The 25,949-nt window shown below is 64.2% G+C and carries 20 protein-coding genes and 1 riboswitch; of the genes, 7 read left to right on the top strand and 13 right to left on the bottom strand.

From position 1 onward, the window contains the following. The 3 genes from E1B00_RS10405 to metF all read right to left on the bottom strand — a co-directional run bounded on the left by E1B00_RS10405 (nt 1) and on the right by metF (nt 2,609). Complete coding sequence (locus E1B00_RS10405) at nt 1-918, bottom strand: branched-chain amino acid transaminase (protein WP_139448452.1); 918 nt, start codon at nt 916-918, stop codon at nt 1-3. A gap of 63 nt (nt 919-981) precedes the next feature. Next, entirely contained in the window at nt 982-1,761 is a 780-nt protein-coding gene (locus tag E1B00_RS10400; RefSeq protein ID WP_139448450.1) for a DUF4124 domain-containing protein, read from the bottom strand. Between the two features lie 23 nt (nt 1,762-1,784). Beyond that, nucleotides 1,785-2,609: a methylenetetrahydrofolate reductase [NAD(P)H] gene (metF, locus tag E1B00_RS10395; protein WP_139448449.1), complete on the bottom strand. Its 825-nt coding sequence runs from the start codon at nt 2,607-2,609 to the stop codon at nt 1,785-1,787. Nucleotides 2,610-2,984: 375 nt separating this feature from the next. Between metF and E1B00_RS10390 the strand changes: the two genes are divergently transcribed. Beyond that, the gene (locus E1B00_RS10390) at nt 2,985-4,076 is read left to right on the top strand and encodes a GGDEF domain-containing protein (protein WP_139448447.1); all 1,092 of its coding nucleotides are present in this window, start codon (nt 2,985-2,987) and stop codon (nt 4,074-4,076) included. A gap of 108 nt (nt 4,077-4,184) precedes the next feature. Continuing rightward, complete coding sequence (locus tag E1B00_RS10385) at nt 4,185-4,739, top strand: DUF3228 family protein (protein WP_139448445.1); 555 nt, start codon at nt 4,185-4,187, stop codon at nt 4,737-4,739. 161 nt (nt 4,740-4,900) lie between these two features. Here E1B00_RS10385 and ahcY read toward each other — a convergent pair whose 3' ends face one another. From ahcY to E1B00_RS10355, 6 genes are all read right to left on the bottom strand, one after another. Continuing rightward, nucleotides 4,901-6,325 carry an adenosylhomocysteinase gene (gene ahcY, locus E1B00_RS10380; protein WP_139448443.1) on the bottom strand — a complete coding sequence of 475 codons (1,425 nt, stop codon included), beginning with the start codon at nt 6,323-6,325 and terminating at the stop codon, nt 4,901-4,903. 57 nt (nt 6,326-6,382) lie between these two features. Beyond that, nucleotides 6,383-6,474: riboswitch (S-adenosyl-L-homocysteine riboswitch) on the bottom strand. A 114-nt stretch (nt 6,475-6,588) separates the two neighbouring features. Beyond that, nucleotides 6,589-8,091: a hypothetical protein gene (locus tag E1B00_RS10375; RefSeq protein WP_139448441.1), complete on the bottom strand. Its 1,503-nt coding sequence runs from the start codon at nt 8,089-8,091 to the stop codon at nt 6,589-6,591. Next, nucleotides 8,088-9,494: a restriction endonuclease subunit S gene (locus E1B00_RS10370; RefSeq protein WP_139448439.1), complete on the bottom strand. Its 1,407-nt coding sequence runs from the start codon at nt 9,492-9,494 to the stop codon at nt 8,088-8,090. The genes E1B00_RS10375 and E1B00_RS10370 overlap by 4 nt, the downstream gene beginning before the upstream one ends. After that, nucleotides 9,491-11,602: a type I restriction-modification system subunit M gene (locus E1B00_RS10365; protein WP_139448437.1), complete on the bottom strand. Its 2,112-nt coding sequence runs from the start codon at nt 11,600-11,602 to the stop codon at nt 9,491-9,493. Before E1B00_RS10365 ends, E1B00_RS10370 begins: the two co-directional genes overlap by 4 nt. 1,035 nt (nt 11,603-12,637) lie before the next feature. Continuing rightward, nucleotides 12,638-15,193 (bottom strand): DUF4268 domain-containing protein, encoded by a 2,556-nt coding sequence (locus E1B00_RS10360; RefSeq protein WP_281280700.1) that lies wholly within the window; start codon nt 15,191-15,193, stop codon nt 12,638-12,640. A gap of 401 nt (nt 15,194-15,594) precedes the next feature. Then, nucleotides 15,595-16,521 carry an AraC family transcriptional regulator gene (locus E1B00_RS10355; RefSeq protein WP_139448433.1) on the bottom strand — a complete coding sequence of 309 codons (927 nt, stop codon included), beginning with the start codon at nt 16,519-16,521 and terminating at the stop codon, nt 15,595-15,597. 92 nt (nt 16,522-16,613) lie between these two features. On the opposite strand from E1B00_RS10355, the gene E1B00_RS10350 reads away from it, so the two are divergent. Next, nucleotides 16,614-17,357 carry an SDR family NAD(P)-dependent oxidoreductase gene (locus E1B00_RS10350; RefSeq protein WP_139448431.1) on the top strand — a complete coding sequence of 248 codons (744 nt, stop codon included), beginning with the start codon at nt 16,614-16,616 and terminating at the stop codon, nt 17,355-17,357. Between the two features lie 108 nt (nt 17,358-17,465). After that, nucleotides 17,466-18,263, top strand: coding sequence for a nucleotidyltransferase domain-containing protein (locus tag E1B00_RS10345; RefSeq protein ID WP_246048655.1), 798 nt, complete (start codon nt 17,466-17,468; stop codon nt 18,261-18,263). Nucleotides 18,264-18,341: 78 nt separating this feature from the next. Here the strand turns inward: E1B00_RS10345 and metK are convergent, their stop codons facing one another. Then, a complete protein-coding gene (gene metK, locus E1B00_RS10340) occupies nt 18,342-19,556 on the bottom strand; it encodes a methionine adenosyltransferase (RefSeq protein WP_139448429.1) in 1,215 nt (404 codons plus the stop codon). A 196-nt stretch (nt 19,557-19,752) separates the two neighbouring features. Here metK and olsF point away from each other — a divergent pair, with 196 nt between their 5' ends. The 3 genes from olsF to E1B00_RS10325 are packed head-to-tail and all read left to right on the top strand — an operon-like array spanning nt 19,753 to nt 23,377. Next, complete coding sequence (olsF, locus tag E1B00_RS10335) at nt 19,753-21,474, top strand: bifunctional ornithine lipid synthase OlsF (protein ID WP_139448426.1); 1,722 nt, start codon at nt 19,753-19,755, stop codon at nt 21,472-21,474. After that, nucleotides 21,471-22,280, top strand: a complete 810-nt coding sequence (locus E1B00_RS10330; protein ID WP_139448424.1) for a UDP-2,3-diacylglucosamine diphosphatase — start codon at nt 21,471-21,473, stop codon at nt 22,278-22,280. Before olsF ends, E1B00_RS10330 begins: the two co-directional genes overlap by 4 nt. Nucleotides 22,281-22,324: 44 nt before the next feature. Next, nucleotides 22,325-23,377: a metal-dependent hydrolase gene (locus E1B00_RS10325; RefSeq protein WP_139448422.1), complete on the top strand. Its 1,053-nt coding sequence runs from the start codon at nt 22,325-22,327 to the stop codon at nt 23,375-23,377. A gap of 20 nt (nt 23,378-23,397) precedes the next feature. Here E1B00_RS10325 and dusB read toward each other — a convergent pair whose 3' ends face one another. From dusB to E1B00_RS10310, 3 genes are read right to left on the bottom strand one after another with little or no spacing between them, the layout of a single operon-like run. Beyond that, entirely contained in the window at nt 23,398-24,396 is a 999-nt protein-coding gene (gene dusB, locus E1B00_RS10320) for a tRNA dihydrouridine synthase DusB (protein WP_139448970.1), read from the bottom strand. A 1-nt stretch (nt 24,397) separates the two neighbouring features. Continuing rightward, on the bottom strand, nt 24,398-24,943 hold the full coding sequence (locus E1B00_RS10315) for a DUF1569 domain-containing protein (RefSeq protein ID WP_139448420.1): 546 nt from the start codon (nt 24,941-24,943) through the stop codon (nt 24,398-24,400). A 36-nt stretch (nt 24,944-24,979) separates the two neighbouring features. Then, on the bottom strand, nt 24,980-25,945 hold the full coding sequence (locus E1B00_RS10310; RefSeq protein ID WP_139448418.1) for a ribokinase: 966 nt from the start codon (nt 25,943-25,945) through the stop codon (nt 24,980-24,982). Nucleotides 25,946-25,949 lie beyond the last annotated feature (4 nt).

The raw sequence follows: 25,949 nt of genomic DNA, 5'->3' as shown, positions 1-25,949 counted from the left end.
TCAGACGTTTTCGAGCCAGCCGTACTTGTCCGGCGTGCGGCCGTCGAACAGCCCGAAGAACAGGTCCTGGATGCGGCGCGTCAGCGGGCCCGGCTTGCCGGCGCCGACCTGGCGGCCGTCCACCGAGCGGATCGGCGTGATCTCGGCGGCGGTGCCGCACATGAAGAGTTCGTCGCACAGGTAGAGGTATTCGCGCGGGATGTCGCGCTCGACCACTTCGATGCCGTTGGCCTTGGCCAGGGTGATGATCGAATTGCGGGTGATGCCGTTGAGCAGGGCCGCGCTGATCGGCGTGGTGTGCAGGGCGCCGTCGAACACCAGGAACAGGTTCTCGCCCGCGCCTTCGCTGAGCAGGCCGGTGCTGGCCAGGGCGATGCCCTCGCCGAAGCCCAGGCGCCGCGCCTCGCGCGCCACCAGCTGGCCGCTGAGGTAGTTGCCGCCGGCCTTGGCGCCGGCCGGGATAGTGTTGGGCGCGAAACGCTGCCAGCTCGACACGCAGGCGTCGATGCCGGCTTCCAGCACGTCGGGGCCGAGGTAGGGGCCCATGTGCCAGGCGGCGATCGCCAGGTCGGTCGGCGTGTCGGCCGAGAGGCCGAAGCCGCCCAGGCCGCGGTAGGCGATCGGGCGCAGGTAGGCCTTCTCGAGCTTGTTGGCGGTGATCACGTCGCGGCAGCCCTTGGCCAGCACGTCGATGTCGTAGGGCATGGCCATGTCGTAGATCTTGGCCGAGGCGTACAGGCGCTTGAGGTGGTCGGTGAGCCGGAAGATCGCCTGGCCCTTGGGCGTGGCGTAGCTGCGGATGCCCTCGAACACGGAGGAACCGTAGTGCAGGCCGTGCGCCATCACGTGCACCGTGGCCTCGGCCCAGGGCTTGATGACGCCGTTGTGCCAGATGTGTTCGGGGTACTGCATCGCCATGGCCGACTCCTGCGGGAAGGCGCGCAGTTTATCGCGCCGGCCCGGGGTCCCGCCTGTGCCCCGTCACAGCTCGATCCACCAGCAGCCGGCGTTCTGGCGCAGTGCGAAGCGCACGCTCACGGCCTCGATGTCGGCGGGGCCCCGCATCTGCTGGACCAGCAGCGACACCGGGTCGGGACCCGGTTCGGCGGTGACGGTGGCGGGGCCGGTGGGTTCGTTGCCGGGCGGCGCCGCGGCGTCCGGGCCGGCGTGGTCCGACGTCAGCGCCGGCGTGGCCTGCTGCGCCTGCGACGGCGAGGGCAGCGGGCTGCCGTAGCGGTAGCCGCGGGGTGGGGCGGGGGATCGTGTCCGGTCGCCGCTCGTCCCGTCGGGGGAGGCGGCTTCCGGGGTTTCGGCCGCGGCGCCGTAGTCGGGCGGAAAGGGAGCCAGCGTCTCCGGGTAGATCAGCTCGGCCGAGACCAGCGGCCGGTTGGCGATGGCCTCGAGTTCGTCCATCAGCGAGCGGGCGGCGCCGCTGCCGGTGCCGGTCCAGTGGTACCAGTTGGCCAGGCGGTTCACGTCGCGGGCCTCGAGCGCGCCGCGCACGCCGTTGAGCAGGGTCTCGGGCCGGCGCGCGCAGCCGCGCACCGCGAAGCCGGCGGCGATGCGGGCGCCGGCGGACGGGTCCGGCGGGGCTTCGCGCGGTGCGGCCTGCATGGCCTCGCAGGGGCGGTCGGTGTAGACGGCAACACCCTGGGCATCGACGCAGCGCCGCACCTGGGCCGCCGCCGGCGCCGCGGCCCAGGCCGCGGCGATCAGGGCGATCGCCAGCACGGACTTCAGCGGGAGCAGGGCGCGCGACATGGGCGCCCAGCCTAGCGCGAACCTCAGCCCAGGCGGGCGAGCACGGACTCGGTCGGCCGGGCCAGGTTCAGCGTGTAGAAATGCAGTTCGGGCACGCCGCCGTCGAGCAGGCGCCGGCACATGCCGGCGACGATGTCGGCGGCGAATTCGCGCACGCTGTCGGCGTCGTCGCCGAAGGCCAGCATGCGCTTGCCGATCCAGCGCGGGATCTCGGCGCCGCAGGCCTCGGAAAAGCGCCGCAGCTGGCTGAAGTTCGAGATCGGCATGATGCCCGGGATGATCGGCAGGGTGATGCCGGCCTTGCGCACGTCCTCGACGAAGCGGAAATACGCGTCGGCGTTGAAGAAGTACTGGGTGATGGCGGAGTCGGCGCCGGCGTCCACCTTCGCCTTGAAGTGGCGGATGCAGGCCAGGGCGTCTTCCGACTGCGGGTGGGTTTCCGGGTAGCAGCCGACTTCGATGTGGAAGTGGTCGCCGTGTTCTTCGCGGATGAAGCGCACCAGGTCGGAGGCGTAGTGCAGGTCGCCGGCGCGGGCCATGCCCGAGGGCAGGTCGCCGCGCAGGGCGACGATGCGGTCGCAGCCCAGGGCGCGGTAGTCGGCCAGCAGCTGGCGGATCTCGTCGCGGGTGCCGCCGACGCAGCTCAGGTGGGGTACGCCGTTGAGGCCGTGGGCTTCGCGCAGGCCGCGCACGGTTTCGGCGGTGTACGACAAGGTCGAGCCGCCGGCACCGAAGGTCACCGACACGAATTCCGGCGAATGCGCCTTGAGTTTGCGCACGGTGCGGTCGAGCTGGGCGCGCTGTTCGTCGGTCTTGGGCGGGTAGAACTCGAAGCTGATCCGGGGCATGGGGGTGGGCTGTGTTTGTGGCTTGCGGGGAATATATCTCTTGTTCGCGATAAAAGGATATATGGCTTCGGTCTCCGGGGTGGGTTTGTCTCGAGAGGCCGGCACCCGTGGGGGCCATCCCCGGACACGCCGTGAATACGTCCATGTAGGCTCTTCGGCGACGTCCATGTCGCCGAAGGTCCGGGAATGGCCCCCACGGGTACCGGCCGTGACGGTCCAAGGCCGGAGACCAAAGCAGGGCGGTCGGCATGCGGCTGGGCGAGCGGGACGGCTCGCACGGCCGTGGGTGCCGGGGCCGCTGGGCAGGCGCCTTGGGCCATGCCATTCTCGCGGCCAATGGCGACAGGGGACATTTCGGGTGCGGGGACGGACTCGGTGCTGCAGCAGCGCGCCGAGGACCTGCACGAGCGCGCGCTGATCGGCGGGGTGTTCTATCTGTTGTCCTGGCTGCTGGTGGCCGGGTACGGCGGGGGCTGGGAGCGGCATCCGCGGCTGTCGGCGGTGCTGGTGCTGGTTTTCGTGGTGCTGGGGGTGTCGCGGGTGCTGCTGCGGGGTTGGGCGCGCCGGCATCCGGAGCAGGCGGGGCTGGGCATGCGGCGGCAATGGGCCATGTTGCTGGCCACCGCCACGCTGTGGGGCGGGATCTCGGGCTGGGTGCTGCTGGACCCGGCCTTCGCCGGTGCGCACCTGCTGACCATGCTGGCCACGTCGGCGCTGGCGATGGCGTTCGCGCAGATCTTCGCGGTGAACCGGCGCATCGCGCTGGTCGGCACGGGCGTGCTGTTCCTGCCGATGCTGTCGATCGTGGTCTTCACCTTCGGCCAGCCGGGCGTGGCCCTGGTGCTGCTGCTCAACCTGGCCTACCTGGTGGCGGTGATCGGCCGCAGCCACCGCGAGTACGAGGGCAAGCTGGTGCTGGAGCAGCAGCTGCGCGAGCAGCGCGACCGCTTCGCCACGCTCAGCCGCACCGACGCGCTGACCGGCCTGGCCAACCGCGGCCATTTCCAGCAGGGCCTGGACGAACGCGTGGCCGCCGCGCGCGCCGACGGCAGCGCGCTGTCGGTGGCCTTCCTTATCGCCGACCTCGACCACTTCAAGTCGATCAACGACCGCTACGGCCACGCCGCCGGCGACCGCTGCCTGCGTGAAGTGGCGGCTCTGCTGCGCGCCTGCTTCGAGGAATGTGATGCGCTGGTGGCCCGCCTGGGCGGCGAAGAGTTCGGCGTGCTGCTGGCCGGCGGCGACGCCGCCCGCATCGCCGCCATGGCCGAGACCTTCCGCGCCCGCCTCGAACACGCGCCGATCCGGCTGGCCGACGGCAGCCATTTCGAGGTGACCGTCAGCGTCGGCCTGGCGCAGTTCTCGCCGGGCACGCACCGCGACAGCGACGCGCTGTACGCCGCCGCCGACGAGGCCCTGTACCGGGCCAAGACCAGCGGCCGCAACCGCATCGAGATGGCCGCCTGAACTCCGGGAAATCCGGGGTCAGAGTGCATTTATCTTCTCGCGGCTGATGGCTCAACCCCGGGGCTCGCAGAAGATAAATGCACTCTGACCCCGGATTACAATCACCGCATGAGCATCGCACTGACCGACTTCGCCCGCGTCCGCCTGTTTCCGGCCGACCGCCGCCGCACCGCCATCCAGGACATCACGCCCGAGCAGTTCGTCGAGCGGCTGAACGCCGAAACACCCCAGCGCGTGATCCCCGGCTATGCACCCTTCTGCCAACTGCACGTGCACCGCAACTGGACGTCCACGAAGTGTTCGGTGATCGCCATCACCGACGAAAACCGACACCGGCTGCACAGCGCCTACGAAGCCCGCACCAAGGACGAACTGCCGGTGCTGGTGCGCTGGTTCGAGGGCCTGGAACCCCCGGTGGCCAACTACCTGGTGCCCATCCTCTACAGCCGCGAGCAGATGGCGAAGGAGGGCACGCCGGTGGACGCCGACTGGGGCATCGTCGGCTGCCTGTACACGATGGAACCCGACGAGATCCCGATGGTGCCGATCACGATGATGCGCAATGCGCTGGGTGTCGAAGAAGGCGGCAGCGGCGTGCCGCTGGATCGCGAAGCCTACAGACGCAGCGTCGAGTTCTGGTCCCGCCACGCCAACTGGCGCTAGATCCGGAATAAATCCGGGGTCAGAGTGCATTTATCTTCTCGAGGCGACTGGCCTTTCCCCGGGGCCCGCAGAAGATAAATGCACTCTGACCCCGGATTTCCCCGAGCCAAAAGAAACGGGCGCCCTAAGGCGCCCGTTCCGTGTTCCGCTGAAGCGTCGAATCAGTAGCGGTAGTGATCCGGCTTGTACGGACCGTCCTTCGACACGCCAAGGTACGCGGCCTGCTCGTCGGTCAGTGTGGTCAGCTTCACGCCGATCTTTTCCAGGTGCAGGCGGGCCACTTCCTCGTCCAGCTTCTTGGGCAGGATGTAGACCTTGGGCTCGTACACGTCCTTGTTCGCCCACAGGTCGATCTGCGCGAGCGTCTGGTTCGAGAACGAGTTCGACATCACGAAGCTCGGGTGGCCCGTGGCGCAGCCCAGGTTCACCAGGCGGCCCTCAGCCAGCAGGAAGATCGCATTGCCGTTCTTGAACGTGTACTTGTCCACCTGCGGCTTGATGTTCAGGCGCACGGCGTCCGAGGCGTTCAGGCGGTCCACCTGGATCTCGTTGTCGAAGTGGCCGATGTTGCAGACGATGGCCTGGTCCTTCATCTTCGACATGTGCTCGAGCGTCAGCACGTCCTTGTTGCCGGTAGTGGTGACGTAGATGTCGCCGCGGCCCAGGGTGTTCTCGACGGTGTTGACCTCGAAGCCTTCCATCGCGGCCTGCAGGGCGTTGATCGGGTCGATCTCGGTCACGACCACGCGGCAGCCGTAGGCGCGCAGCGAGTGCGCCGAACCCTTGCCCACGTCGCCATAACCGCAGACCACGGCCACCTTGCCGGCCAGCATCACGTCCATCGCGCGCTTCAGGCCGTCGGCCAGCGACTCGCGGCAGCCGTACAGGTTGTCGAACTTGGACTTGGTGACCGAGTCGTTGACGTTGATGGCCGGGACCAGCAGCTTGCCGGCTTCCAGCATCTGGTAGAGGCGGTGCACGCCGGTGGTGGTCTCTTCCGAGACGCCCTTCCAGTCCTTGACCACGTTGGTCCAGAAGCCCGGGCGCTCCTTGGCGACGCGCTTGAGCAGGTTCTTGATCACCTGCTCTTCATGCGAACCCGAGGCCGAGTTGACCCAGGCGGTGTCGCCCTTCTCGAGCTCGTAGCCCTTGTGGATCAGCAGGGTGACGTCGCCGCCGTCGTCCACCACCAGCTCCGGGCCCTTGCCGCCCGGGAAGCTCAGCGCGTCCAGCGTGCAGTCCCAGTACTCCTCCAGGGTCTCGCCCTTCCAGGCGAACACCGGGGTGCCGGCCTTGGCGATGGCCGCGGCGGCGTGGTCCTGGGTGCTGAAGATGTTGCAGGACGCCCAGCGCACGTCGGCGCCCAGGTCCTTCAGGGTCTCGATCAGCACGCCGGTCTGGATGGTCATGTGCAGCGAGCCGGTGACCCGCACGCCCTTCAGGGGCTGGGCGGCGGCGTACTTCTTGCGGATCGACATCAGGCCCGGCATTTCCTGCTCGGCGATGTCCAGCTCCTTGCGGCCCCAGTCGGCCAGGGACAGGTCGGCGACCTTGTAGTCGTGCTTGAGGTTAACGACAGCGTTCATAAGGTATAGCTCCGTTGGTTGGCGACGCCGGCCGGGCCAGGGGCCTCGGGGGTCGCGCGTTAACGGGCGCGGTTGGTTCTGGAACCTCCACCCAGCCTGGTCCCGGGCCCCGCATTGCGCGGGACGGGGTTGCAGCGCCCCTGGGTGGGGTGGCCGGAGGGCCGGGCCGGATTATAGCGAAATGTGGATTGGATGGCTCGGCACACCTTCATGATTGAAGGAACCTTCTAGGGAGACAAAAGGGCAGAAAGTCGGCCGCCGCTTCAATCCCTTAGCCGGAAGAACTTCTCAAGATTGGCCTTCAGTGCCGGAACAAACTCGCCTTGCTGCTCAGTGAATCGCAGTTGCTTGATGCCTCGCAAGTTGAACCCAACGAACTTGTCATTCTGGTCGGCAACGGATTCATCAAGGAACAGAAGCATGTTGGCCACATCCTTCCCTTCTGCCTTTGCCTTGCCCATCACGAAGCCGATCTCGTGATAAACGTTGGGATTGCAATGCGTCAAATTGCCAATTAGCAAGCCACAATCGCTCATCATTTCAATGATCTTGTCGTTGATCTCATAGCTCGCGCCATCATTGAACCAATCTACGCGCTGAACTTTGAGCGCCGGTTTGAGACCATGTTCTTCGCTAATGTCTTTAGCAACACGCTCAATAATCCTGTAGTGATCTTCCGGCTTGGTCTTGCCGAAAGGCATAGAAACAAAAATTGTGCGTCTTCTACTGGCAAGAACCTGGTCGAAGATTGCAATCAGATCGCTGGGGTTGGAGTTTCTGATCTGGTGAAGGTGATTGTTCAGCACCCAGCCGACAAAGGAGGTGATCGGCGCGGTCTTGCTTAGTTCGTAGTAAACGAGCGCTGCCAGTAAGCCGCGATTTGTCGATTCCTTAAGCGCAGGCCAAGTTTCAAACAGGCCGTTCGCCTTGCCGATCGCTTCCTTGAAGCGCCTGACAGCGTTCTCGTTGTCACCGAGCACCTTGCGTTCTATGAGGAACTCAAACTGGTGCAATAGGAAAGTCCGTGGCTCATCTTTAAGGAAGCGGGCAAGGTTTGGCAGCAACTCCACATCGACATTTCCGTGCAGTTTCCGGGCGTGATAGTAGGGCCAGCCGAAACTCGGGTCTGTCTGGAGAAACTCGTCTTGGAACAGCTCTGCGTCATCGAGGATGAGCTTGAGGTTGTGCTCCATCGTAAGCGGAACTTGCTTGTAGTTTATGTTGTGGAACAAGGATCGGCTGAAACGCCGGAACTCAACCTGGTTCTGGCACAGAATCAAGCAGAACGGCGTAACTCGCTCGCGAACGGCCTTCTCCTTGCTGGCAGAAAGGCGGTGGTTGCCATCGAGGCGCGAGAACAGGACGGTTAGCTCATCGCGAATCGAAAGTGTCGCCGTCTGAAAGAACTTCACAGCTCGAATGTCGTCCGAGCCTCTGGTTGCGCTCACTGTCGAACTGATCGTAAGGCCGCTTGCGAACTGGCCCCGTTTGAACGGAACGCCAGATTTCACACTCTCGAAGAACTTAGCTACGAGATCGGAAGTTGAGTCCTCGTCGTTGAGGCAAGCACAGAGTACGACCTCTGGAAAGAAGACCAGCTCGCCTTTCCGAAGATAATCACCGACCTCTCTGAGTCGTGCGTTGTTTGGCACTCGCTGGATATCCTGTGGTGCCTCAGAGATGTCCTGCAATACGCCCATGGGGGCGAAGCCACGTAGGCAAAGGAAGTTGCCAAGGGAGAAGTCGAGAATGCCCTTGAGCTTCATGCGGACACGCCCTTTCCAATGATCAGTGCTTCAATGTCGCGCTTGGCTTGTCGGAGTTCGGTGTTGGCCCTGTCCCGGAGCGCAAAAGCCTTAGCGCGAATGCGGTCAATCTGTTCGCAGATCCGTTTCTGAACGACAACCGGCGGGATAGGAATTGGCAGTTGTTCAATGTCACTCGTTTGCAAGCGTGGCAATGTGTTGCCAGTCATCAGGAGCGTTGTAATGCCAACAATGACTTTGGAGCGAAGAAATGCTGTCAGGTACTTGGCATCGGCACGTTGCGCAGTGAAAGTATGGAACTCGGTCGACGCAACCCCGGAAAACGCTGCAAGGTGAGTCTTATTCAGGTATGGGCGCAGTTTCGGAAACAGGATCTGACCCGACTTGAATCGTATGGCTGTGCCAACACTCTCTTTCTCAGTAGTTGCGACATACTCTCCGGTTTCGCCGTTGATATTCTCAAGTCCGACGTACGTATCACCTTCGTCAATCCGATCTACGAGAACCTTAGAGAAGCTAACAACCTGCCTCAGCGGCGCCACTGGATAGTGGGCTGATCTGATTGATCCTTCTAGAGTCCGGCGCTTCTCTTGCGCGGCGATTGGATCGAATCGCCCGCCGGAAAGTTCGGTCAAGTTGCGAAAGAAGATTCGGTTCTCGATCGTGTGTTGTCGTTCGGGCTCACGTCTAATAGTGAGATCGTCTAACAGTAGATCGTCTATCGTTTCGAGTAACCTAGATGCCTCAGCAAGTTTCAGCTTGTAGCTATCTACAGCTCTTCTCATTAGTTCCGGGATTCGCACGTCCAGAACTACTGGGATTGAGAGCAGCGCCGGATAGTCCAGTGCTGGACGGGTTCCGCCCGTGGAGCGGCGCGACGCCAGTCGCTCGGCTATATCTAGATTGAGGTACGACGCCAGTGCCTCGCTGCTGGCAGTGTTTTCCGTGCGGATCGCGACCATGTGCTGATTAATGTTCCCGTCGAAGTCATCCGGGACAACGGATGCCACAGCCATTCGGCCAACGCCAGTAATCTTTACCAGCAGCTCACCGCCCTTCAGTCGACTCCGTCTCAATAGACCTTCGTGAGTGCTGCGAGTAATGAACTTGCAGTCTTCGAGATTCAGTCGTCCGGTTGTTGAGAGGTTCTGCACGCGAATAAAAGGAATGCCATCGTGCCTTCCGGTGTAGTGAGTCTCTGCTTCTTTTGTTGATGGAGTGGCGCCTCCGACCATGCTTCGTACGAAGTCTCGTAGCTGGTGCTTGGCGACGGATCGAACCTTCTTCTCTAAAGCAACGAGGTCAGGGCGAAAGTAAAGAGGGTCAAAGCGACCAATCACATTGGCCTTTCGCTCAATAAAGACGCTTGACGGATTAATATCCTTTGAGAGCGAAAAACTCATGCGCCCTCCTCTTCAATGGACGCGATAAATCGAGCTAGCTCGCTGGCAATCGGCTCAAGTTCGTTGGTCTTAGTTGCTCGTCCAGTGGCGTCGTATCCAATGTCATCGGCGATCGCCATGAATATGGGGTAGTCCGGCAACTCTCTGCAGCGCCGTTCTTCGAAGGCTTCAGTCAGGCGGTAGCGCAGCTCATCAATCTGCGCCGAGAACTTGTCAGATATCTCTTGTGCGGCGGTTGCATAAGCGTCGTTCAGCTTGCGTTCTTCCGTTGATAGCTTGGCGAACGAAGGGTGTTCGTTGAGTCTCTTAGTTTCTGATTTCTTCGCCCGTTCGATTGAATCAAGTTTTTCTTCCAGATTCTCCGCGTTGCGAATGTTGTCCTTCAGCTCTTGCTTTTTGTCGCGCATTCGCTTGGTCTCCGCGCTAGTGTGTTTCTTCAGAAACAGCGCTGAGCTTTTTACTCCCGCTCCAGTTGCGGCAAAAGCAGTCTGCGGAAGCGAAACGACGGCAACTATACGGAATCGATCTTCAATTTCATCGCGAACGTATTGAAGACTGGAGTTAGTTAGAATTCCGTCGGGTATGACAATAGCCAAATAGCCGCCTTCAACTAGGAACTGCCAGCACTGTTCGATGAATAGGATTTCAGTGTCCTGCCCTGGTCGCGCGGACGCCTTGCTCTTTGGGTTAAGCCAATCTACTTGTCGCGTAGCGAGGCGGTAGTTGTGTAAGTAGGCTTTCTCCGTCTGCTTGACGGTGGAGCCAAAAGGCGGATTCGTAATGATGAAATCGAATCGCGCCGACTTAAAACCTTGGTTCTTAGTCTTCGCGCGAATGTCTTCTGGAGGCAGCAAGCCGTCAGCAGCCACCACATTGGTGTGGCCGTCATCATGGATGATCATGTTCATCTTTGCCGTGCGCGCGATCTGCTCGTTGATCTCGATGCCGTAGAGATTGTGCTGAGCAAAGTCGTGCCAGTGGCGATGATGCTTGGCAGTTCCAGGGTCGAAGTACTCGTCAGCCTGCTTGCGCACCTTGTCTAGCGCGTGCAGGAGGAATCCGCCGCTGCCGCAAGATGTGTCGAGCACTAACGATTCTGACGTGATTGGCAACACATCCACAATAAACTTTACGATGACGCGGGGCGTAAAGTACTGGCCAAAATCACCACGGAAGAACGAGCCCAGAAATGTCTCGAAAGCGCGGCCTTTGCTGTCGAGGTCGGTATCGGAAAGATTTATGCCTTCGAGATAGCTGACGACTGTGCGCGCCTTGGCAGGGCTAAGGCGAATGTCGTCCTTGAAGACTTCCGGATCCTTCTTGCGGCCCTCTTCATAGAGAGTCCGTAGGCGCTGAAGTAGTTCGCGCTCAGTCTTTTCGCGCGTGTCTTCGGTAAAGATCTGGAAGTCGTAAGGCTCGCCGGACTTGCGTGCTTTGCGTTCGTCCCAAAGTTTGCAGAAGATCAGCTTGTCGAGTTCGTCGAAAGCTTCCGACGGGTTCAACTCTCCACCGCCCCAAAGGGCTTGATGTGCCTGTTCGAATCGTCGAGTTAGTTCGTCTTCCGCGACAGTTTCGAGCGGGAAGAGTTTTTGCCCAGTCTTTGTTATGCCGCCGTTCTTGGCAAACTTAAAGCGAGCCAGTTCAGTGACGCCGAACTGCGGCACATCGGGAATGGTGATGCGATCTTTCGGCTTTTTAGCCGGAATCTCAAAGTATTCGTTCTTCAGCTTGCTGGTGATCCAGACATAACGTGCGCCTTCCGCCACGGCGTAACTTACGGCCTGGTCTGCGGCGCGGGCGAATTCCAGTTCACTGACGGTTTCCTTCTTGCACTCGACGACGATGAGCGGAGCTTTCATCTCGTCGTCTGAATAGATTATGAGATCGGCCTCCTTCGTTTCAGATCCCATCTGAACTGGCACGAATTGGCGTATGCGGTTGATCGGATATTTGTAAGTCAGGACGAGTCTAAGGAACGTTTCTGCCTGAACAAGTTCCTCAGGGTTTGCATAATTTCTCCGCTTGTCTTGGTGGGAGTAGACGATGTATTTTTCGCCGTCCTCGAAGCGGATGAGTTTTTGTTTAACGCCTTCGGCGATAAAGTCCACGAATGACTCCGGAAAAATGTTTCCTAACAGATTCTACTGATGTGGGTGACGATATAAGGTGCTAGAGTTGTTGGCGCTTGCATTGCGTAAGTTGCGACCAGCTACTTAGCCGTTCCCCGCAGGAACATAGAGTATTTCAGAGGAAGACGGGCACGTTCGCGGTTTGCAAGCTCGCCAAAGTGATCAGCTAGGTGCAGGCCTTCTGGGCGCCTCTGCAGAAACTGAAACCGCACCCGGATGAGCTCCCCCGGTAGGGGTTCGGTGATCCTGCTCATGGATTTCCCCTTGTCGTCGCAACTGTACGGCCTCTCGCTCTTTTGCTCAACAAACGATGGGCAGGCGGGTCCGGACAGTACCCGGACGAATAGGCCGAGTCGTCTCGACCCCTCCTTCTGCCTATATTGAACGTCGAGTGGGGTGTTTTGAAAGCACTCAACAGAATGGAAGTGCCATCCCTTGCGTCATGGGTGGCGAAGAAAAGTCTTACACGGCGATTAGCTCGATACTCATAGCCCCGGTCCATGTATGCAGGGAGAATCATGACGCCCCGGAAGCACTCTGAACCTGTCCGCCGGGCCGATAGCGCGGACTAAGCTATGCCGGGGCACTCCATCAATCAGTTCAATCTGGAGGCCTTATGAGACTCAGACATGTCTCAACGTTGTGTCTTCTGTTTTGTTTCGTAGCAACCATAAGTGCGGCCGAATCAACATCAACTAGTACTTCCGTGCCAGTGCTCCGAGGGTTCTCGACTATTCTGGACCCTGAATTAGCTAAGCCGAGTTCAAACCAGTGCGCCCTAGCTGTGGCTGCCGCGCGTCGCCGTTGCGCCTCGATGTGCGGCTCAGCTGGCTACACCTTCAGCGCCGGCATCTGCGGCACAGGATCGTCCTGCATCTGCGGAGGTGGAACAGGCCCCGGGGAGCCAGGGCCATATCCAGAAGAGCCGTAACCATAATCGCTCCAGAAATGGCTTCTGATGGCCTCAAGGCCTCATCTCGTGTGACTTATTCTCCGGGGCAGCCCAATCCGTGGCTAGGGAAGGCTTCTGATCCGGTCACGCAGAACGGATGCCATTGCATTAGCTCTTTCCACCAGCCAAGTAATGTAAGTGGGCCATTGAGACTCGTCCTCGATGGGAGATTCTCGGCGAACAGTCCGCAAGCGACTCCGCGCAGAGCCCGGCAGCTCCTCCCACTCCAGCTCAAATCCCAAGGCGGCTTCGATTTCCGGCGCTTGATCTCGTAAAGGAGCAAAGCGGGTTTTGGCTAGATCCCTGTCGATTACAAGTTCTACGGCCAGCCGGTCTTCTCGCGGGCTGGCGAAGAGCGACAGCCAAAAGCCGGTTCGCCCTATGGCGAGCGCTGTCCAGTTTTGAGGGGCCGGCTTGTGGGGCTTCAAAGGACCGGCGGCACTGGTCAAGCCTTCTGAAAACTGAGTCCAGAAGCGAACGTATCGATTGCCCGTGTCGTCGTCCGTAACAACATCCTGGCCTAGCGAGCGAAGATATTCGTTTCGTAGGTCGTTTAACGAACGCCTTGACCCGGGTTCGAGGCGCCAAAAATACCAACCATTGGTCCGTTGCTTGCGGACGGCAATGCCAGCGAGCGATGCGCTGTTGTAGGTGACGCCGGCTACTTCCAGGCACCCGTCGGCGAGAACTTTCGCGGTGTGCCCACTATGCTTCCCACGCGGAGAATGCAGTGTCTGTCCGGCTGACAGTGATCCAGCGAGCATGAGGTCCTGAATCTCGACATTGATGGATGGGGTCTCCGACGCGCGAGCAGTAGCGACCTTGTGTCCATCTGGCACACGCCAGATGGACAAGATCGTAGAGATTGCCTTTTCGGTCCTCTGGTCTATAGATGATTCGTCCCACGTGGTGGCTCCGAACTCCTTCAAGAGATGCGAGTTGAGCAAGAGGACATCGTTGAGCTGCAGCTGGGCGGCCTTGCCATTGGCGCCATGCCATGGACCATTGGACAAGGTGCTATTCAGCTTCTTGCTTAGCAAGGTCAAATTTCCGAGCCGGTGAATGCGTGCGTCACGTTCGAGTTCGACGCCGCCTGAAGAGAGTGGCCAATGGCGGTGCCACGACTGCGGTAGAACATGTTCAATGGCATAGGTGCCGCGCCTGATTCGAACTCCAGCTGCTGAAGTTTGGCCGCGGCGCCACCCGCGCCAATCGTCTTCGATAGATTCCAGCACCATTCGCAGTCGCCCACGGCCAAGCCGTCGATAGGCCGGCAGCGATGTGAGTTCATTTCTAACCTCCTCGTCGTCGGGCCAATAGTTTGTTTCCGCAGTCTGAGTGGTGAAGAAGGACTGCAATGCGGCAGCCATAGCTTTGGCCGGGGTAGCCTTTACGAGGGAGGCGACCTCGGCGAATAGCTTGTTATATGACTTTGCCGTCGCACGGATCAGCATTCGACGAACAAACCAGCTTTCTATGATGTCGAGGCTGCGCCCCAGTTCTTCAGCAGGTAGTGGGTCCACGGGTCGATCTAGCAGTGCCAGCAGAACTGGCTTGACGACCTCGCTCTCCATCGTCTGTAGCCGATAAGCGAAAAGTCCAAGGCGATCCAGCGGACCTTCGAGGATGTCGGCCTTCTCGATGAAGCTGCGGTAGATGCCAGCCGCGCGGTCAATTTCGCGCAGAAGTTCGATCATCGTGGAGCCAGCCTGGAAATCGACATAGGCCTTGAATCGCGTGAATACCTCCCGTGCCACTACCTCTTCGCCGGTCTGCGAGATAAGCCAGTGATTAAGAAATACCGATGAGCGCGGATAGTTGAACCGGCCGACATTGACCTCTTCTTCCCAGAACGGGCTTTCGAACTGAGCCCAATAGCGGCGATATGCCTCTTCAACGTTGGCACCCTGCTCAAGCATGCGTTGGAACACGAAGTTCTTGATGAGATCAGCTGCAGTCAAAACCGATCCGCGCGCATTGAGAGTTTCAAAGATCTCCTGCGCGTTTTCTGTTGGTGTGAGGTCAATGACTACCAACTGAAGGAGTTCGCGTGCACATCTTTCCAGGACATCGGCGCGGCTAGACACCGCGTCTACTCCTTGGGCGAACAGCCACTCCCGCGCTTCTTCTGCGAAAAACGCGTGTGCTCTAGCCATACGGGATTCACCATGCGTCAGTGCGGCGTAGTCCACCGGTGGGGGCGCCGCCATAACTTCGTTGAAGGCTTCTCTATCACGATTTGTTGGCCATACCTTGAACTGGTCTTCCTTGTGACGTCGAAATGCTTCGTCGTTCGCAATAAGCGGTCTAAGTCGTGCGGCGGGCACCGCCGCTCCGGCTTGGGTCAGCTCCGCGTGGAGCGCATCCAGCAGAAGCTGAAGTGTCGTCAATCGCTGTTGACCATCAATGACTGTCCGCTGCTGAAGGTCTCCAGCCTGCGATTGCATCTGCTGTAGAACGACTGCGCCTAGAAAGTGCGGGAGCTGTGCTTCGAGGGGCTTCTGGATGACGCGGTCGGCGACACGTACCAGATCTTTCCAAAGCGGCTCCCATTGCATTTCTTCATTCCATACGTATGGGCGCTGGAATAGGGGGACAAGCAGTCGCTGAGGCTGCATGAAAACGGCTTGGGGTGTACGGACTTGGGTATCCATATTGTCCTTTGGTTGGCCCGTGACTGTGCGGTTGCCAGATTGCCAATTGAAGATTGAGATGTTTCTTACGAAGTGCAGCTGTCGCAGATAGAAGGCAGCTTCCCGAATTCCCTCTCGCAGAAACTCTCCAGCTTCTTGCGATCTAGGCCGCATATTTTGATGTAATCGCCGGTGGTGAAGTTTCCGATCTTTGACGTGGATATCAGCTTGTGACTTGCCGAGTGGATCATCGGGTACTGGGACATTTGCCGTTTCCTATCCATGTTGACCACGAATCCTTTGGGGTTCGCGGAGACCCAATTCAGGTAAGCCACCTCGTCGTCGTCAAACAGAATCGGCATCGCAGCGTCCTTTTTCGGGTTCAGTCATTTTTGTATCTCTTGTAGGGTCTTTCGTTCGCGTATGTACTTTCCGGGCGGTGACCCGACAGTTCGCCGGAATGCGGTCGCGAATGCGCTGGATGAGCGGTACCCGACCCTAGCGGCGATTTCGTCCACATGTTGGGTTCCCCTCTCCAGCAAGCCCTTCGCTACAGTCATTCGCCACACAAGCAGGTACTCCATGGGAGGCAAGCCAACCGCCCTCGTAAACCGCTCGTAAAACGCTGAGCGCGACAAAGCAGCCTTCATTGCCAGCTCGGCCATGGTCCAGGCGCGCTCCACGCAGGCGTGCATTTGCTGTAACGCCATCGCAACACGCGGATCGGCCAATCCACGCAGGAGTCCAGGCTGTGTGCCTGCTCCTGGCGCACTACGCAGGGCTTCGATCAGCAACGCGTCCACCAGCCTGGCCTGCATCAGTTCGCGGCCGGGGCGCGTGTCGGTGGCTTCTTCGCGCAGCAGCTGCACCAGGCGGGTCAGGCGGTCGACGCCGCGCACGTGCACCTGGCCGGGCAGCAGGGACACCAGCAGGGCGGCGTCGGGGGTGGCAAATTCGAACCAACCACCCAGCGATACGAAGTCGGGATCGCCGCCTAGCCGGCCGTGCCGGAGAGGCTTCTCGTCGGTCACGATGCCCCCAGCCTGCGGGTCCAGCCACACCGGCGGGGTTGGCGCGCCGCCTGACAGGGTGAAGCCCGGGGTGGCGGGCAGCAGCACGAAGTCGCCGGGCTGCAGGTCCAGCGGGGGCTGGCCGTCCACGGCCAGGCGGGCCTGGCCGGCCAGGATCACGGTGAAGGCGGGCTGGCCGAAGGCGCCGTAGCGCACGGCCCAGTCGCCGGCGCCCTCGATGGCCCGCGAGAACACGGCCCGGGGCTGCAGGCGCTGGATCACTTCGGATAGCGGATCGCTCATTCCGGACGCTCGCAAACAAAAACCGGACTTCAGAGCGTAGTCCGTCCGGGTGCCGTTCGCCAAGCTGGACTCCCCAACCAAGGAGTTCCGCCATGAAATCGATCCTGATCACCGGCACCTCGTCCGGCTACGGCCTCGCCACCGCCCGCCACTTCCTCGCCCAGGGCTGGCGCGTGGTCGCCACGATGCGCACGCCGAAGCCCGGGTTGTTCCCGGCCTCGCCGAACCTGCAGCTGCTGCCGCTCGACGTCACCGACCTGGGCAGCATCCAAGCCGCGCTGGACGCCGCCGGCGACCTGGACGCGATCGTCAACAACGCCGGCATCGGCGTGGTCGGCGCCTTCGAGGCCACGCCGATGGCGACGGTGGACGAGGTCTTCGCCACCAACACCTTCGGCACGATGGCGGTGTGCCAGGCGGCGATTCCGCGGCTGCGGGCGCGGGGTGGTGGTGTGCTGGTCAACGTCACCTCCAGCGTGACGCTGGCGCGCATGCCGCTGGCGGCCGCGTATTCGGCCAGCAAAGCAGCGGTGGATGCGTTCACCGCGTCGCTGGCGTTCGAACTGGAGCCGTTTGGCATCCGCAGCAAGCTGGTGCTGCCGGGTTACGGCCCGACCACGGCCTTCGCGGCGAATGGTGGCGATCGCATGCAGGGCCTGGTGCCGCCGGCGTATGCGGCGTTTGCGGAGAAGGTGTTTGCCGGCTTCGCCAATGTGACGCTGACCACGCGCGAGAGTGATGTGGCGGAGGCGGTGTGGCGGGCGGTGCAGGACACGACCGGCCAGCTGCGGTTTCCGGCCGGGGCGGATGCGGTGGCCTTGGCGCAGGCGCGGTAATGGGGCCCGTCATGTACCGCGCCGACGGCCTGGAAGGGTATCGTCGTGGCCGTCGAATCTGCCACTGAGGGAAGCCGAGTGACCTCCACCGATCCTATCGGAGCAACCGTGCGCGCCGACATCCAGGCTCGACTGGCCGCCGCCGAGCAGGAACACGATGTCCGTGTCCTGCTCGCCGTCGAGTCCGGAAGCCGGGCCTGGGGCTTCGCCTCCCCCGACAGCGACTACGACGCACGCTTCATCTACGTACATCGGCGCGACTGGTACCTGGCCGTCGGGCTGGAGGAGCAGCGCGACGTCATCGAGTACCCGATCGTCGACGAGGTGGACATCAACGGCTGGGATTTGCGCAAGGCGCTGCGGCTCTTCTGGAAATCCAATCCCGCGTTCGTCGAGTGGATCCAGTCGCCGATCCTGTACCAGCAGCGCGGCAGCTTCGCCAACGAGGCGCGCTCGCTGCTGCCGCAGGTGTATTCCTGCGAGCGGGGCATCTATCACTACCGCAGCATGGCCAAGACCAACTATCGCGGCTATCTCCGGGCCGATCGGGTGCCCTTGAAGAAGTACTTCTACGTGTTGCGGCCTCTGCTGGCGGTGCGTTGGCTTGAACGACATGGCGAGGCAGCGCCAATCGAATTCCACCGGCTGCTGGAGATGCTCGACGATTCGCCGCTCTTGGCCGATATCCAGGAATTGCTCGACCGCAAGCGGGTTCAGCCGGAGATGGGGCTGGCGCCGCCGATTCCCCGCATCAATGCCTTCGTCGAAGCGGAGCTGGAGCGGTTGGAAGCGCTGGTCGCGCCCGCGTGGCGACCGGTGGATGTCGTGCCGACCTTGGACGCCGTGTTTCGGAAGTTGCTTGCGGAGGCGTGGCTGGATCCGGGGGAGCCCGGAACTGCGGTGTGATGCGAAAGAAAACGGGCCGCTTTCGCGGCCCGTTTCCTTCTCCCGGTCCTCTCCCGAATCGGCAGAGGAGGGCAGTACTTACTTCTTCAGACCCGCCGCCTTGCGCAGCGCCTCGGCGCGGTCGGTCTTCTCCCACGAGAACGCCGTCGCCGTGTGTTTCTTGCCGGCGCCGTCGGTGTAGGTGATTTCCTTGGGCTTGCGGCCGAAGTGGCCGTAGCTCGCGGTCGGCTGGTAGATCGGGTGCAGCAGGTCCAGCATCTTGGTGATGCCGTACGGGCGCAGGTCGAAGTGGGCGCGGATCAGCTTCTCGATCTTGTCGTCGCTGATCTTGCCGGTGCCGAAGGTGGTGACCGAGATGCTGGTCGGCTCGGCCACGCCGATGGCGTAGCTGACCTGCACTTCGCAGCGGTCGGCCAGGCCGGCGGCCACGATGTTCTTGGCCACGTAGCGCGCGGCGTAGGCGGCCGAACGGTCGACCTTGGACGGGTCCTTGCCGCTGAACGCGCCGCCGCCGTGGCGGGCCATGCCGCCGTAGCTGTCCACGATGATCTTGCGGCCGGTCAGGCCGCAGTCGCCCACCGGGCCGCCGATCACGAACTTGCCGGTCGGGTTGATGTGCACCTTCGACTTGGGCAGGTTCTTCAGCCATTCCTTCGGCAGCACGGGCTTGAGGATGTGCTCGTACACGGCCTCGACCAGCGCCTTCTGCTTGATGTCCTCGTCGTGCTGGGTGGACAGCACCACGGCATCGAGGCCGAGGATCTTGTTGTTCTCGTAGCGCAGGGTGACCTGCGACTTCGCGTCCGGGCGCAGCCACTTGAGCTTGCCGGCCTTGCGGACCTTGGCCTGCTGCTCGACCAGGCGGTGCGAGTAGTACAGCGGCGCCGGCATGAATTCCGGGGCCTCGTTGCAGGCATAGCCGAACATCAGGCCCTGGTCGCCCGCGCCCTGTTCTTCCGGCTTCTTGCGGTCCACGCCCTGGTTGATGTCGGGCGACTGCTTGCCGAGCATGTTGATGATGGCGCAGGTGTGGCCGTCGAAGCCGACGTCGGAATTGTTGTAGCCGATGTCGTTGATGACCTTGCGCGCCAGGGCTTCGATGTCGACCCAGGCCGAGGTGGTGACTTCGCCGGCGACGATGGCCGCACCGGTCTTCACCAGGGTCTCGCAGGCGACGCGCGCGCGCTTGTCCTGCGCCAGGATGGCGTCGAGGACGGCGTCCGAGATCTGGTCGGCGATCTTGTCCGGGTGGCCTTCGGAGACCGACTCGGAGGTGAAGAGGTAGCTGGACATCGTCGCTTATATCCCTTGATTGAGATGAAAGGATGGTTGGGGCCGGGCATGATACACGCCCGGGTCCCGGGGTGCATCCTGCGCCCCCCGAGGTTGCACCTGCGTTAAGCGATTGTCACCGGGCTGACGCGGGGTTTTCACCGGGCTGTCAGGCGCGCCGCCCAAGCTGCCGGCCATCGACCCCGGACCCCGACCGATGACCGAGCTCGAACGCCGACTGGCCGAGCGTTACCCGCACTGGTTCCAGGGCCGGCGCGCCCGTTTCGCCCGGCCGCTGCTGCGCGGGCTGGGTCGCCTGGCCCGGCTCGACGAGGCCGAGGCCTTCCTGGCCGCCAACGGCCACCTCTGCGGCCGCGCCTTCATCGAGGCGGCGCTGGACCACCTGGACGTGCGCTACACCGTCGACCAGGTCGAGCGCGAGCGCATTCCCCAGACCGGGCGCCTGCTGATCGTCGCCAACCATCCCTCCGGCGCGCTGGACGCGCTGGCCCTGCTGCACTTCGTCACCGGCCTCCGCCGCGACGTGCGCATCCTGGCCAACGACGTGCTGGCCGGCATCGCGCCGCTGCGCGAGCACCTGCTGCCGCTGCGCATCCTCGGCGGCCGGCCCACGCCCGACAGCCTGGCCGCGGTCGAGGCGGCACTGCAGCGCGAGGAGTGCGTCATCGTCTTCCCGGCCGGCGAAGTGTCGCGGCTGGGCCTGGCCGGCATCCGCGACGGGCGCTGGCGCCAGGGTTTCGTGCGCTTCGCCAGGGCCACCGGTGCGCCGGTGCTGCCGGTGCGCGTGGGCGCGCGCAACTCCGCGCTGTTCTACGGTGCGTCTGCCCTGTACAAGCCGGCCGGCACCGCCCTGCTGCCGCGCGAGATCTTCGCCCGCCGCGGCAGCCGCATCGAACTGCGCATCGGCCGGCCCGGTGCGCTTCCCGAACCGCAGGCACCGGAAAAGGCCCTGGCCTCGATCCGCCAGGCCCTGTACGCGATCGGCTCGCGCCGCGAAACGCGGCCGGCCGGTCCGGAGCCGCTGGTGCATGCGGTCGACCGCCGTCTGCTGCTGGGCGAACTCGCGCGCCTGCCGCTGCTGGGCCGCACGCCCGACGGCAAGCGCATCCACGCCGGCCCGCTGGCCGCCGACTCGCCCCTGCTGCGCGAGATCGGCCGCCTGCGCGAGCTGACCTTCCGCGCGGTGGGCGAGGGCACTGGCAAGCGCCTGGACCTGGATCGCTACGACAGCTGGTACGAACACATCGTGCTGTGGGACCCGGAGGCGCTGGAGATCGCCGGCGCCTACCGCGTGGCGCCCGGCGAGCGCGTGCTGGCCGAGCGCGGGCTCGAAGGCTTCTACACGTCCACCCTGTTCCGCTACCCGTGCACCATGCTCGAGCGCCTGGCCCAGAGCATGGAGCTGGGCCGCAGTTTCGTGGCGCCGGCCTACCAGGGAACACGCAGCCTCGACTATCTGTGGCTGGGCATCGGGGCCTACCTGCGGGCGCATCCGGAGGTGCGTTATCTGTTCGGGCCGGTGTCGATCAGCGCGGATCTGCCGATTGCCGCGCGCGAGCAGTTGGTCGCCTATTACCAGCGCTATTTCGGCTGCCGCGACGGCTCGGTGGCGGCGAACCGGCCGTTCCGGTTCCTGGCCACGCCGCCGGCCTTCGGCGAGATCGATGCGGAAACCGGCTTCCGCGTGCTCAAGGCCAACCTCGGGGCCCTGGGCGCGCGGGTGCCGACGCTGTACAAGCAGTACACCGAGCTGTGCGAGCCGGGCGGCGCGCGATTCCTGGCCTTCGGCGTGGACCCGGACTTCAACAATTCGGTGGACGGGCTGATCGAGCTCGACCTGGCGCGCGTGCGGCCGCGCAAGCGCGAGCGTTACCTGGACGCGGGCGCGGCCCCGCTGGCGGCGCCGGAGGCGGCGTGAGCGCCGCGGCCGCCCTGCCGAAGCAGCGGGCGGTCTTCGTCTCCGATGTGCATCTGGGGTCGAAGAACTGCCATGCCGCCGAGCTGGCCAACTTCCTGTCCGGGCTGCAGACGCGGCGCCTGTACCTCGTCGGCGACATCGTTGACCTGTGGTGGATGGCGCAGCGCCGCGCCGCCTGGGGCGCCGACCAGCACCGCGTGGTCGAATGCCTGCACGACCTGGCGCGCGCCGGCACCGAGCTGATCTACGTGCCCGGCAACCACGACCGCCCGATCCGCCGCTTCTGCGGCCTGATGCTGCCGAACATGCAGGTGCGCCGGCGCGCCATCCACACCCTGGCCGACGGCCGCCGCCTGCTGGTGACGCACGGCGACGACTACGACGCGGTCACGCATTTCGGCGGCTTCCAGGAACGTTTCGGCGACTGGCTGTACGACCGCATCCTGGCCGGCAACCGCGTCACCAACCTCGCGCGCCGGCAGATGGGCCTGCGCTACTGGTCGCTGGCGGATTTCCTGAAGCGGCAGAGCGGGGCGGCCGAGCGTTATATCGAACGTTTCGTGCACGCGGGCATCGAAGACGCCCGCCGGCGCGGGCTCGACGGCATCGTCTGCGGCCACATCCACCGCGCCGCGCTGCGCGAGGTGGACGGCCTGGTCTACGCCAACGACGGCGACTGGGTCGAAAGCCTGACCGCCCTGGCGGAAGATGCCGAGGGCGCGCTGTGCCTGCTCGGCCACGACGGTCGCGTGCAGACCCGCCTGGAGCCGCGGCGCCGCCCGCTGCGCCTGGCCTACGCCGCCTGAGGCCGCCACGCCGCGCTCACCGCCGGCTCGGCTAGCATGGCGGCATGGATTCCCTGACCCAGTTCGTGCTCGGCGCGGCCGTCGCCGGCGCCATCGCTCCCGCCCGCCATCGCCGCGCGGCCCTGTTGGCCGGCGCCGCGCTCGGTACCTTCCCGGACCTCGACGCGCTGGCGCTGATGGCCATGGACGTGGACCCGGTGCGCAACATGACCTGGCACCGCTCGGCCTCGCACTCGCTGCTGGTGCTGGCGCCGCTGGCGGCCTTGGTCTGGGCCTTCTTCCGGACGCGCGGCGGGCGGGTGAGCGAAGCGCCGAAACGCTGGTACTGGGCGATCACCCTGGCCCTGGTCACGCATCCGCTGCTCGACGCCTTCACCGTCTACGGCACGCAGCTGTGGTGGCCGCTGTCGCCGCCGCCGGCGATGTGGTCGAGCGTCTTCATCATCGACCCGCTGTACACGCTGCCGCTGCTGGTGGCCTGCGCGCTGGCCTGGGTGAAAAACTGGCGGCCGGCGGCGCAGACCGCGCTGGTGGCCGGCCTGGCGCTGAGCACGGCCTACCTGGGCTGGTCGCTGGTGGCCAAGGGCCTGGTCGAGCGCGCGGCGGAGCGCACGCTGGCGGAACGCGGGCTGCAGGACGCGCCGCGGTTCTCGGTGCCGATGCCCTTCACCACGCTGCTGTGGCGGGTGGTGGTGATGACGCCGGAGGGGTATCTGGAGGGGGAGCGGTCGCTGGTGGCGGATCGCGGGGCGATGCGTTTTTGCGACTATCGGTCGGACGTCCGGGCGCTCGATGAGGTCGCCGGTTTTGAGTCCGTGTCGCGACTCCTTTGGTTCAACCACCGCTTCATGAAGTCCGAAGCGCGCGAGGGCCGGCTGGTGCTGTCGGACCTGCGCATGGGCGTGGAGCCGGACTACACCTTCCAGTTCGTCGTCGCCGAACGCGCGGGCGGGGGCTGGCGTGAAGTGCGGCCCGAACAGCTGCGCTGGCCCTGGGATGCGGCCGAGCGGCTGCCGCAGATGTGGCGCCGGATCTGGACGATGCCGGCGGCCGCGCCCGCAGGCGCGCACCGGCCTTGCGGGGTCACCGCCGGCTGAGCGCCGGCCGCGCCGGAAGCTCAGGCCGCTGCGGCGGCCTCCCAGGGCAGGCCGGCGGCGAGGGCGTCGAAGTAGTCGCGCGTGAGTCGAAGCTGGTCGTCCGCGCTCTCGGCGCGGTTCACCACGCTGCGGAATGCGGCGTTTTCCGGGCGGTCCTTCGCGTACCAGCCCAGGTGCTTGCGGGCGATGCGCACGCCGGAGACTTCGCCGTAGAAGGCGTGCAGGTGTTCGAGGTGGCCGAGCAGGATGTCGCGCACTTCCGGCACGGTCGGTTCCGGCAGTTTTTCGCCGGTGGCCAGGTAGTGCGCGATCTCGCGGAAAATCCACGGCCGGCCCTGCGCGGCGCGGCCGACCAGCACGGCGTCGGCGCCGGTGTGTTCCAGCACGAAGGCGGCCTTCTCCGGCGAGTCGACGTCGCCGTTGGCCAGCACCGGAATGCGCAGCGCCGCCTTCACCGCAGCGATGGTGTCGTATTCGGCGAAGCCGGTGTACTGCTGGTCGCGCGTGCGGCCGTGCACGGCCAAGGCGGCGATGCCGCTGTCTTGTGCGATGCGGGCGATGGTGAGCGCGTTGCGGTTCTCGGCGTTCCAGCCGGTACGGATCTTCAGCGTCACCGGCACGTCCACCGCTTTCACCACGGCGGAGAGGATGCGCGCCACCAGTGCCTCGTCGCGCATCAGGGCCGAACCGGCCCAGGCATTGCAGACCTTCTTGGCCGGGCAGCCCATGTTGATGTCGATGATCTGGGCGCCGTGGCCGACGTTGTACTTCGCGGCCTCGGCCAGGATCTCGGGCACGGTGCCGGCGATCTGCACGCTGATCGGCGCGGGTTCGCCGTCGTGGTCCATGCGGTGCAGGGACTTCTCGGTTTTCCACAGCCGCGGATCGGACGTCGTCATCTCCGACACGCACAGGCCGGCGCCCAGGCGCTTGCACAGCATGCGGAAGGGTTTGTCGGTGACGCCGGCCATCGGCGCCAGCACCACGCGCGGCGCGATGGCGTAGGGCCCGATGCGCAGCTCAGGCGAGGGCGATGCGCTGGGCATGGTTGGCCAGGTGCAGCAGGTGGGCGCGGGTGTACCGGGTCTTGTCGAGCTCGCCGTAGGCGAAGTGCGGCTGCAGCGGCGCGTCGTGCGCCTCGAAGCGGTCGAAGGCGGCGTGCAGGCGCGCGGCGGCCGCGGCCAGGTCGGTGGCGGCCAGCGGCGGCGCGCCGGGGATCGCTTCGGTCAGGCCGTGCCGCATCGCGCCGCGGCGGTTGAAGGCCGCGAAGGCCAGCGCGCCCGCCGTGTCCTGGAACAGGGCGGGCTTCGGCTGCGGAAAGCCATCGAGCGAGAACTCCACACTTTGCGCGCAGTGTTCGAGCACCTGGGCCAGCGGCCAGTCGGTCAGCGAGCGCGCGGCCGGATTCGTGGCCAGCGCCTGCAGCCATTCGCGTGCCTGCGCCATCGAATCGAAGCCGACAATCGGTGCCGGCTGACCCGACAGCCACAGCGCACCGCCGCCGCCGGCCACGGCCAGGGTGGCGGCGCTCCACGCGCTGAAGGTCAGGAAGCGGCGTCGCTGCATGGCGGCATTCTATCGCGGGCGCGCCGCGGCGCCGGTTCAGCGCGCGGGCGCCAGGTCGGCGGCGTAGGGCATGGCGAGCGCGGCGCCGTGCCGCTCGGTCGAACGGCTGGCGTAGCGGTTGGCGTAGGCCACGGCGTCGCGGAAGCGGCCTTTGGGCACCGCCGCCAACGCGGCCGCCAGCGCGCCGCTGAAGGCGTCGCCGGCGCCGGTGGTGTCGACGGTGCGGGCCGGCACGCCGGCCATGCGGTAGTGCGAGGTCTCGTCGCCGCGCAGGTTGTCGGACGGGTGCGAGACGAACACGCCGGCCGCGCCGAGCGTGATCACCACGGTGCCGTCGCGCACGAGCTGGCGGCACAGGTCCTGCAGCGCGGCGTCGTTCATCGTCGCCAGGCGGTCGGGGTCGACCTGCAGGTCGGCGTGGCGTTCGAGCAGGGCGGCGAACTCGGTTTCGTTCGGCGTCAGGATGTCGGCCTGGGCCAGCAGGCCGGCGGTGGTGGGTGCGTTCGCCGGGGCCGGATTCAGGATGGTCGCGGCGCCGGCGATGTTGGCGATGCGCAGCGCCGACGCGATCGCCTCCGTCGCCACCTCGAGCTGGGCCAGCACCACCGCGGCGGTTTCCAGGCGCTCGCGCTGGCCGAGGATGAAGTCCGGCGACAGCGCCGCGTTGGCGCCGGCCGCGACCACGATCACGTTGCGGCCCTGGGCATCGACGAAGATGCCGGCGGCGCCGGAGGGCAGGTCGGGATGGATCTGCGCCAGCAGGGTGATGCCTTCGGCCTGGGCGAGCGCGAAGGCGTGGCTGGCGGCGAGGTCTTCGCCCAGGGCGGTGACGAAGCTGGTGCGGGCGCCGGCGCGGGCCGACGCGACCGCCTGGTTGAAGCCCTTGCCGCCCGGGCCGCTGGCGTAGGTGCCCAGCCGGGTCGCGCCGGGTTCGGGCAGGTCGTCGGCGGACCAGACATGGTCCTGGTTGTAGGAACCGACGACGACGACCGTGCCGCTCACCGCA

It is taken from the genome of Arenimonas terrae, assembly GCF_006265115.1.
Taxonomy (GTDB): Bacteria; Pseudomonadota; Gammaproteobacteria; order Xanthomonadales; family Xanthomonadaceae; genus Arenimonas; species Arenimonas terrae.
This window is presented reverse-complemented; position numbering and strand designations above follow the sequence as displayed.

Coding starts and splice junctions, on each gene's coding strand:
- E1B00_RS10385 (WP_139448445.1), top strand. CDS start 4,185: ATGAGCATCGCACTGACCGACTTCGCCCGCGTCCGCCTGTTTCCGGCC.
- metK (WP_139448429.1), bottom strand. CDS start 19,556: ATGTCCAGCTACCTCTTCACCTCCGAGTCGGTCTCCGAAGGCCACCCG.
- E1B00_RS10350 (WP_139448431.1), top strand. CDS start 16,614: ATGAAATCGATCCTGATCACCGGCACCTCGTCCGGCTACGGCCTCGCC.
- olsF (WP_139448426.1), top strand. CDS start 19,753: ATGACCGAGCTCGAACGCCGACTGGCCGAGCGTTACCCGCACTGGTTC.
- E1B00_RS10370 (WP_139448439.1), bottom strand. CDS start 9,494: ATGAGTTTTTCGCTCTCAAAGGATATTAATCCGTCAAGCGTCTTTATT.
- metF (WP_139448449.1), bottom strand. CDS start 2,609: ATGCCCCGGATCAGCTTCGAGTTCTACCCGCCCAAGACCGACGAACAG.
- E1B00_RS10405 (WP_139448452.1), bottom strand. CDS start 918: ATGGCGATGCAGTACCCCGAACACATCTGGCACAACGGCGTCATCAAG.
- E1B00_RS10375 (WP_139448441.1), bottom strand. CDS start 8,091: ATGAAGCTCAAGGGCATTCTCGACTTCTCCCTTGGCAACTTCCTTTGC.
- E1B00_RS10360 (WP_281280700.1), bottom strand. CDS start 15,193: ATGCAGCCTCAGCGACTGCTTGTCCCCCTATTCCAGCGCCCATACGTA.
- ahcY (WP_139448443.1), bottom strand. CDS start 6,325: ATGAACGCTGTCGTTAACCTCAAGCACGACTACAAGGTCGCCGACCTG.
- E1B00_RS10315 (WP_139448420.1), bottom strand. CDS start 24,943: ATGCAGCGACGCCGCTTCCTGACCTTCAGCGCGTGGAGCGCCGCCACC.
- E1B00_RS10355 (WP_139448433.1), bottom strand. CDS start 16,521: ATGAGCGATCCGCTATCCGAAGTGATCCAGCGCCTGCAGCCCCGGGCC.
- E1B00_RS10325 (WP_139448422.1), top strand. CDS start 22,325: ATGGATTCCCTGACCCAGTTCGTGCTCGGCGCGGCCGTCGCCGGCGCC.
- E1B00_RS10400 (WP_139448450.1), bottom strand. CDS start 1,761: ATGTCGCGCGCCCTGCTCCCGCTGAAGTCCGTGCTGGCGATCGCCCTG.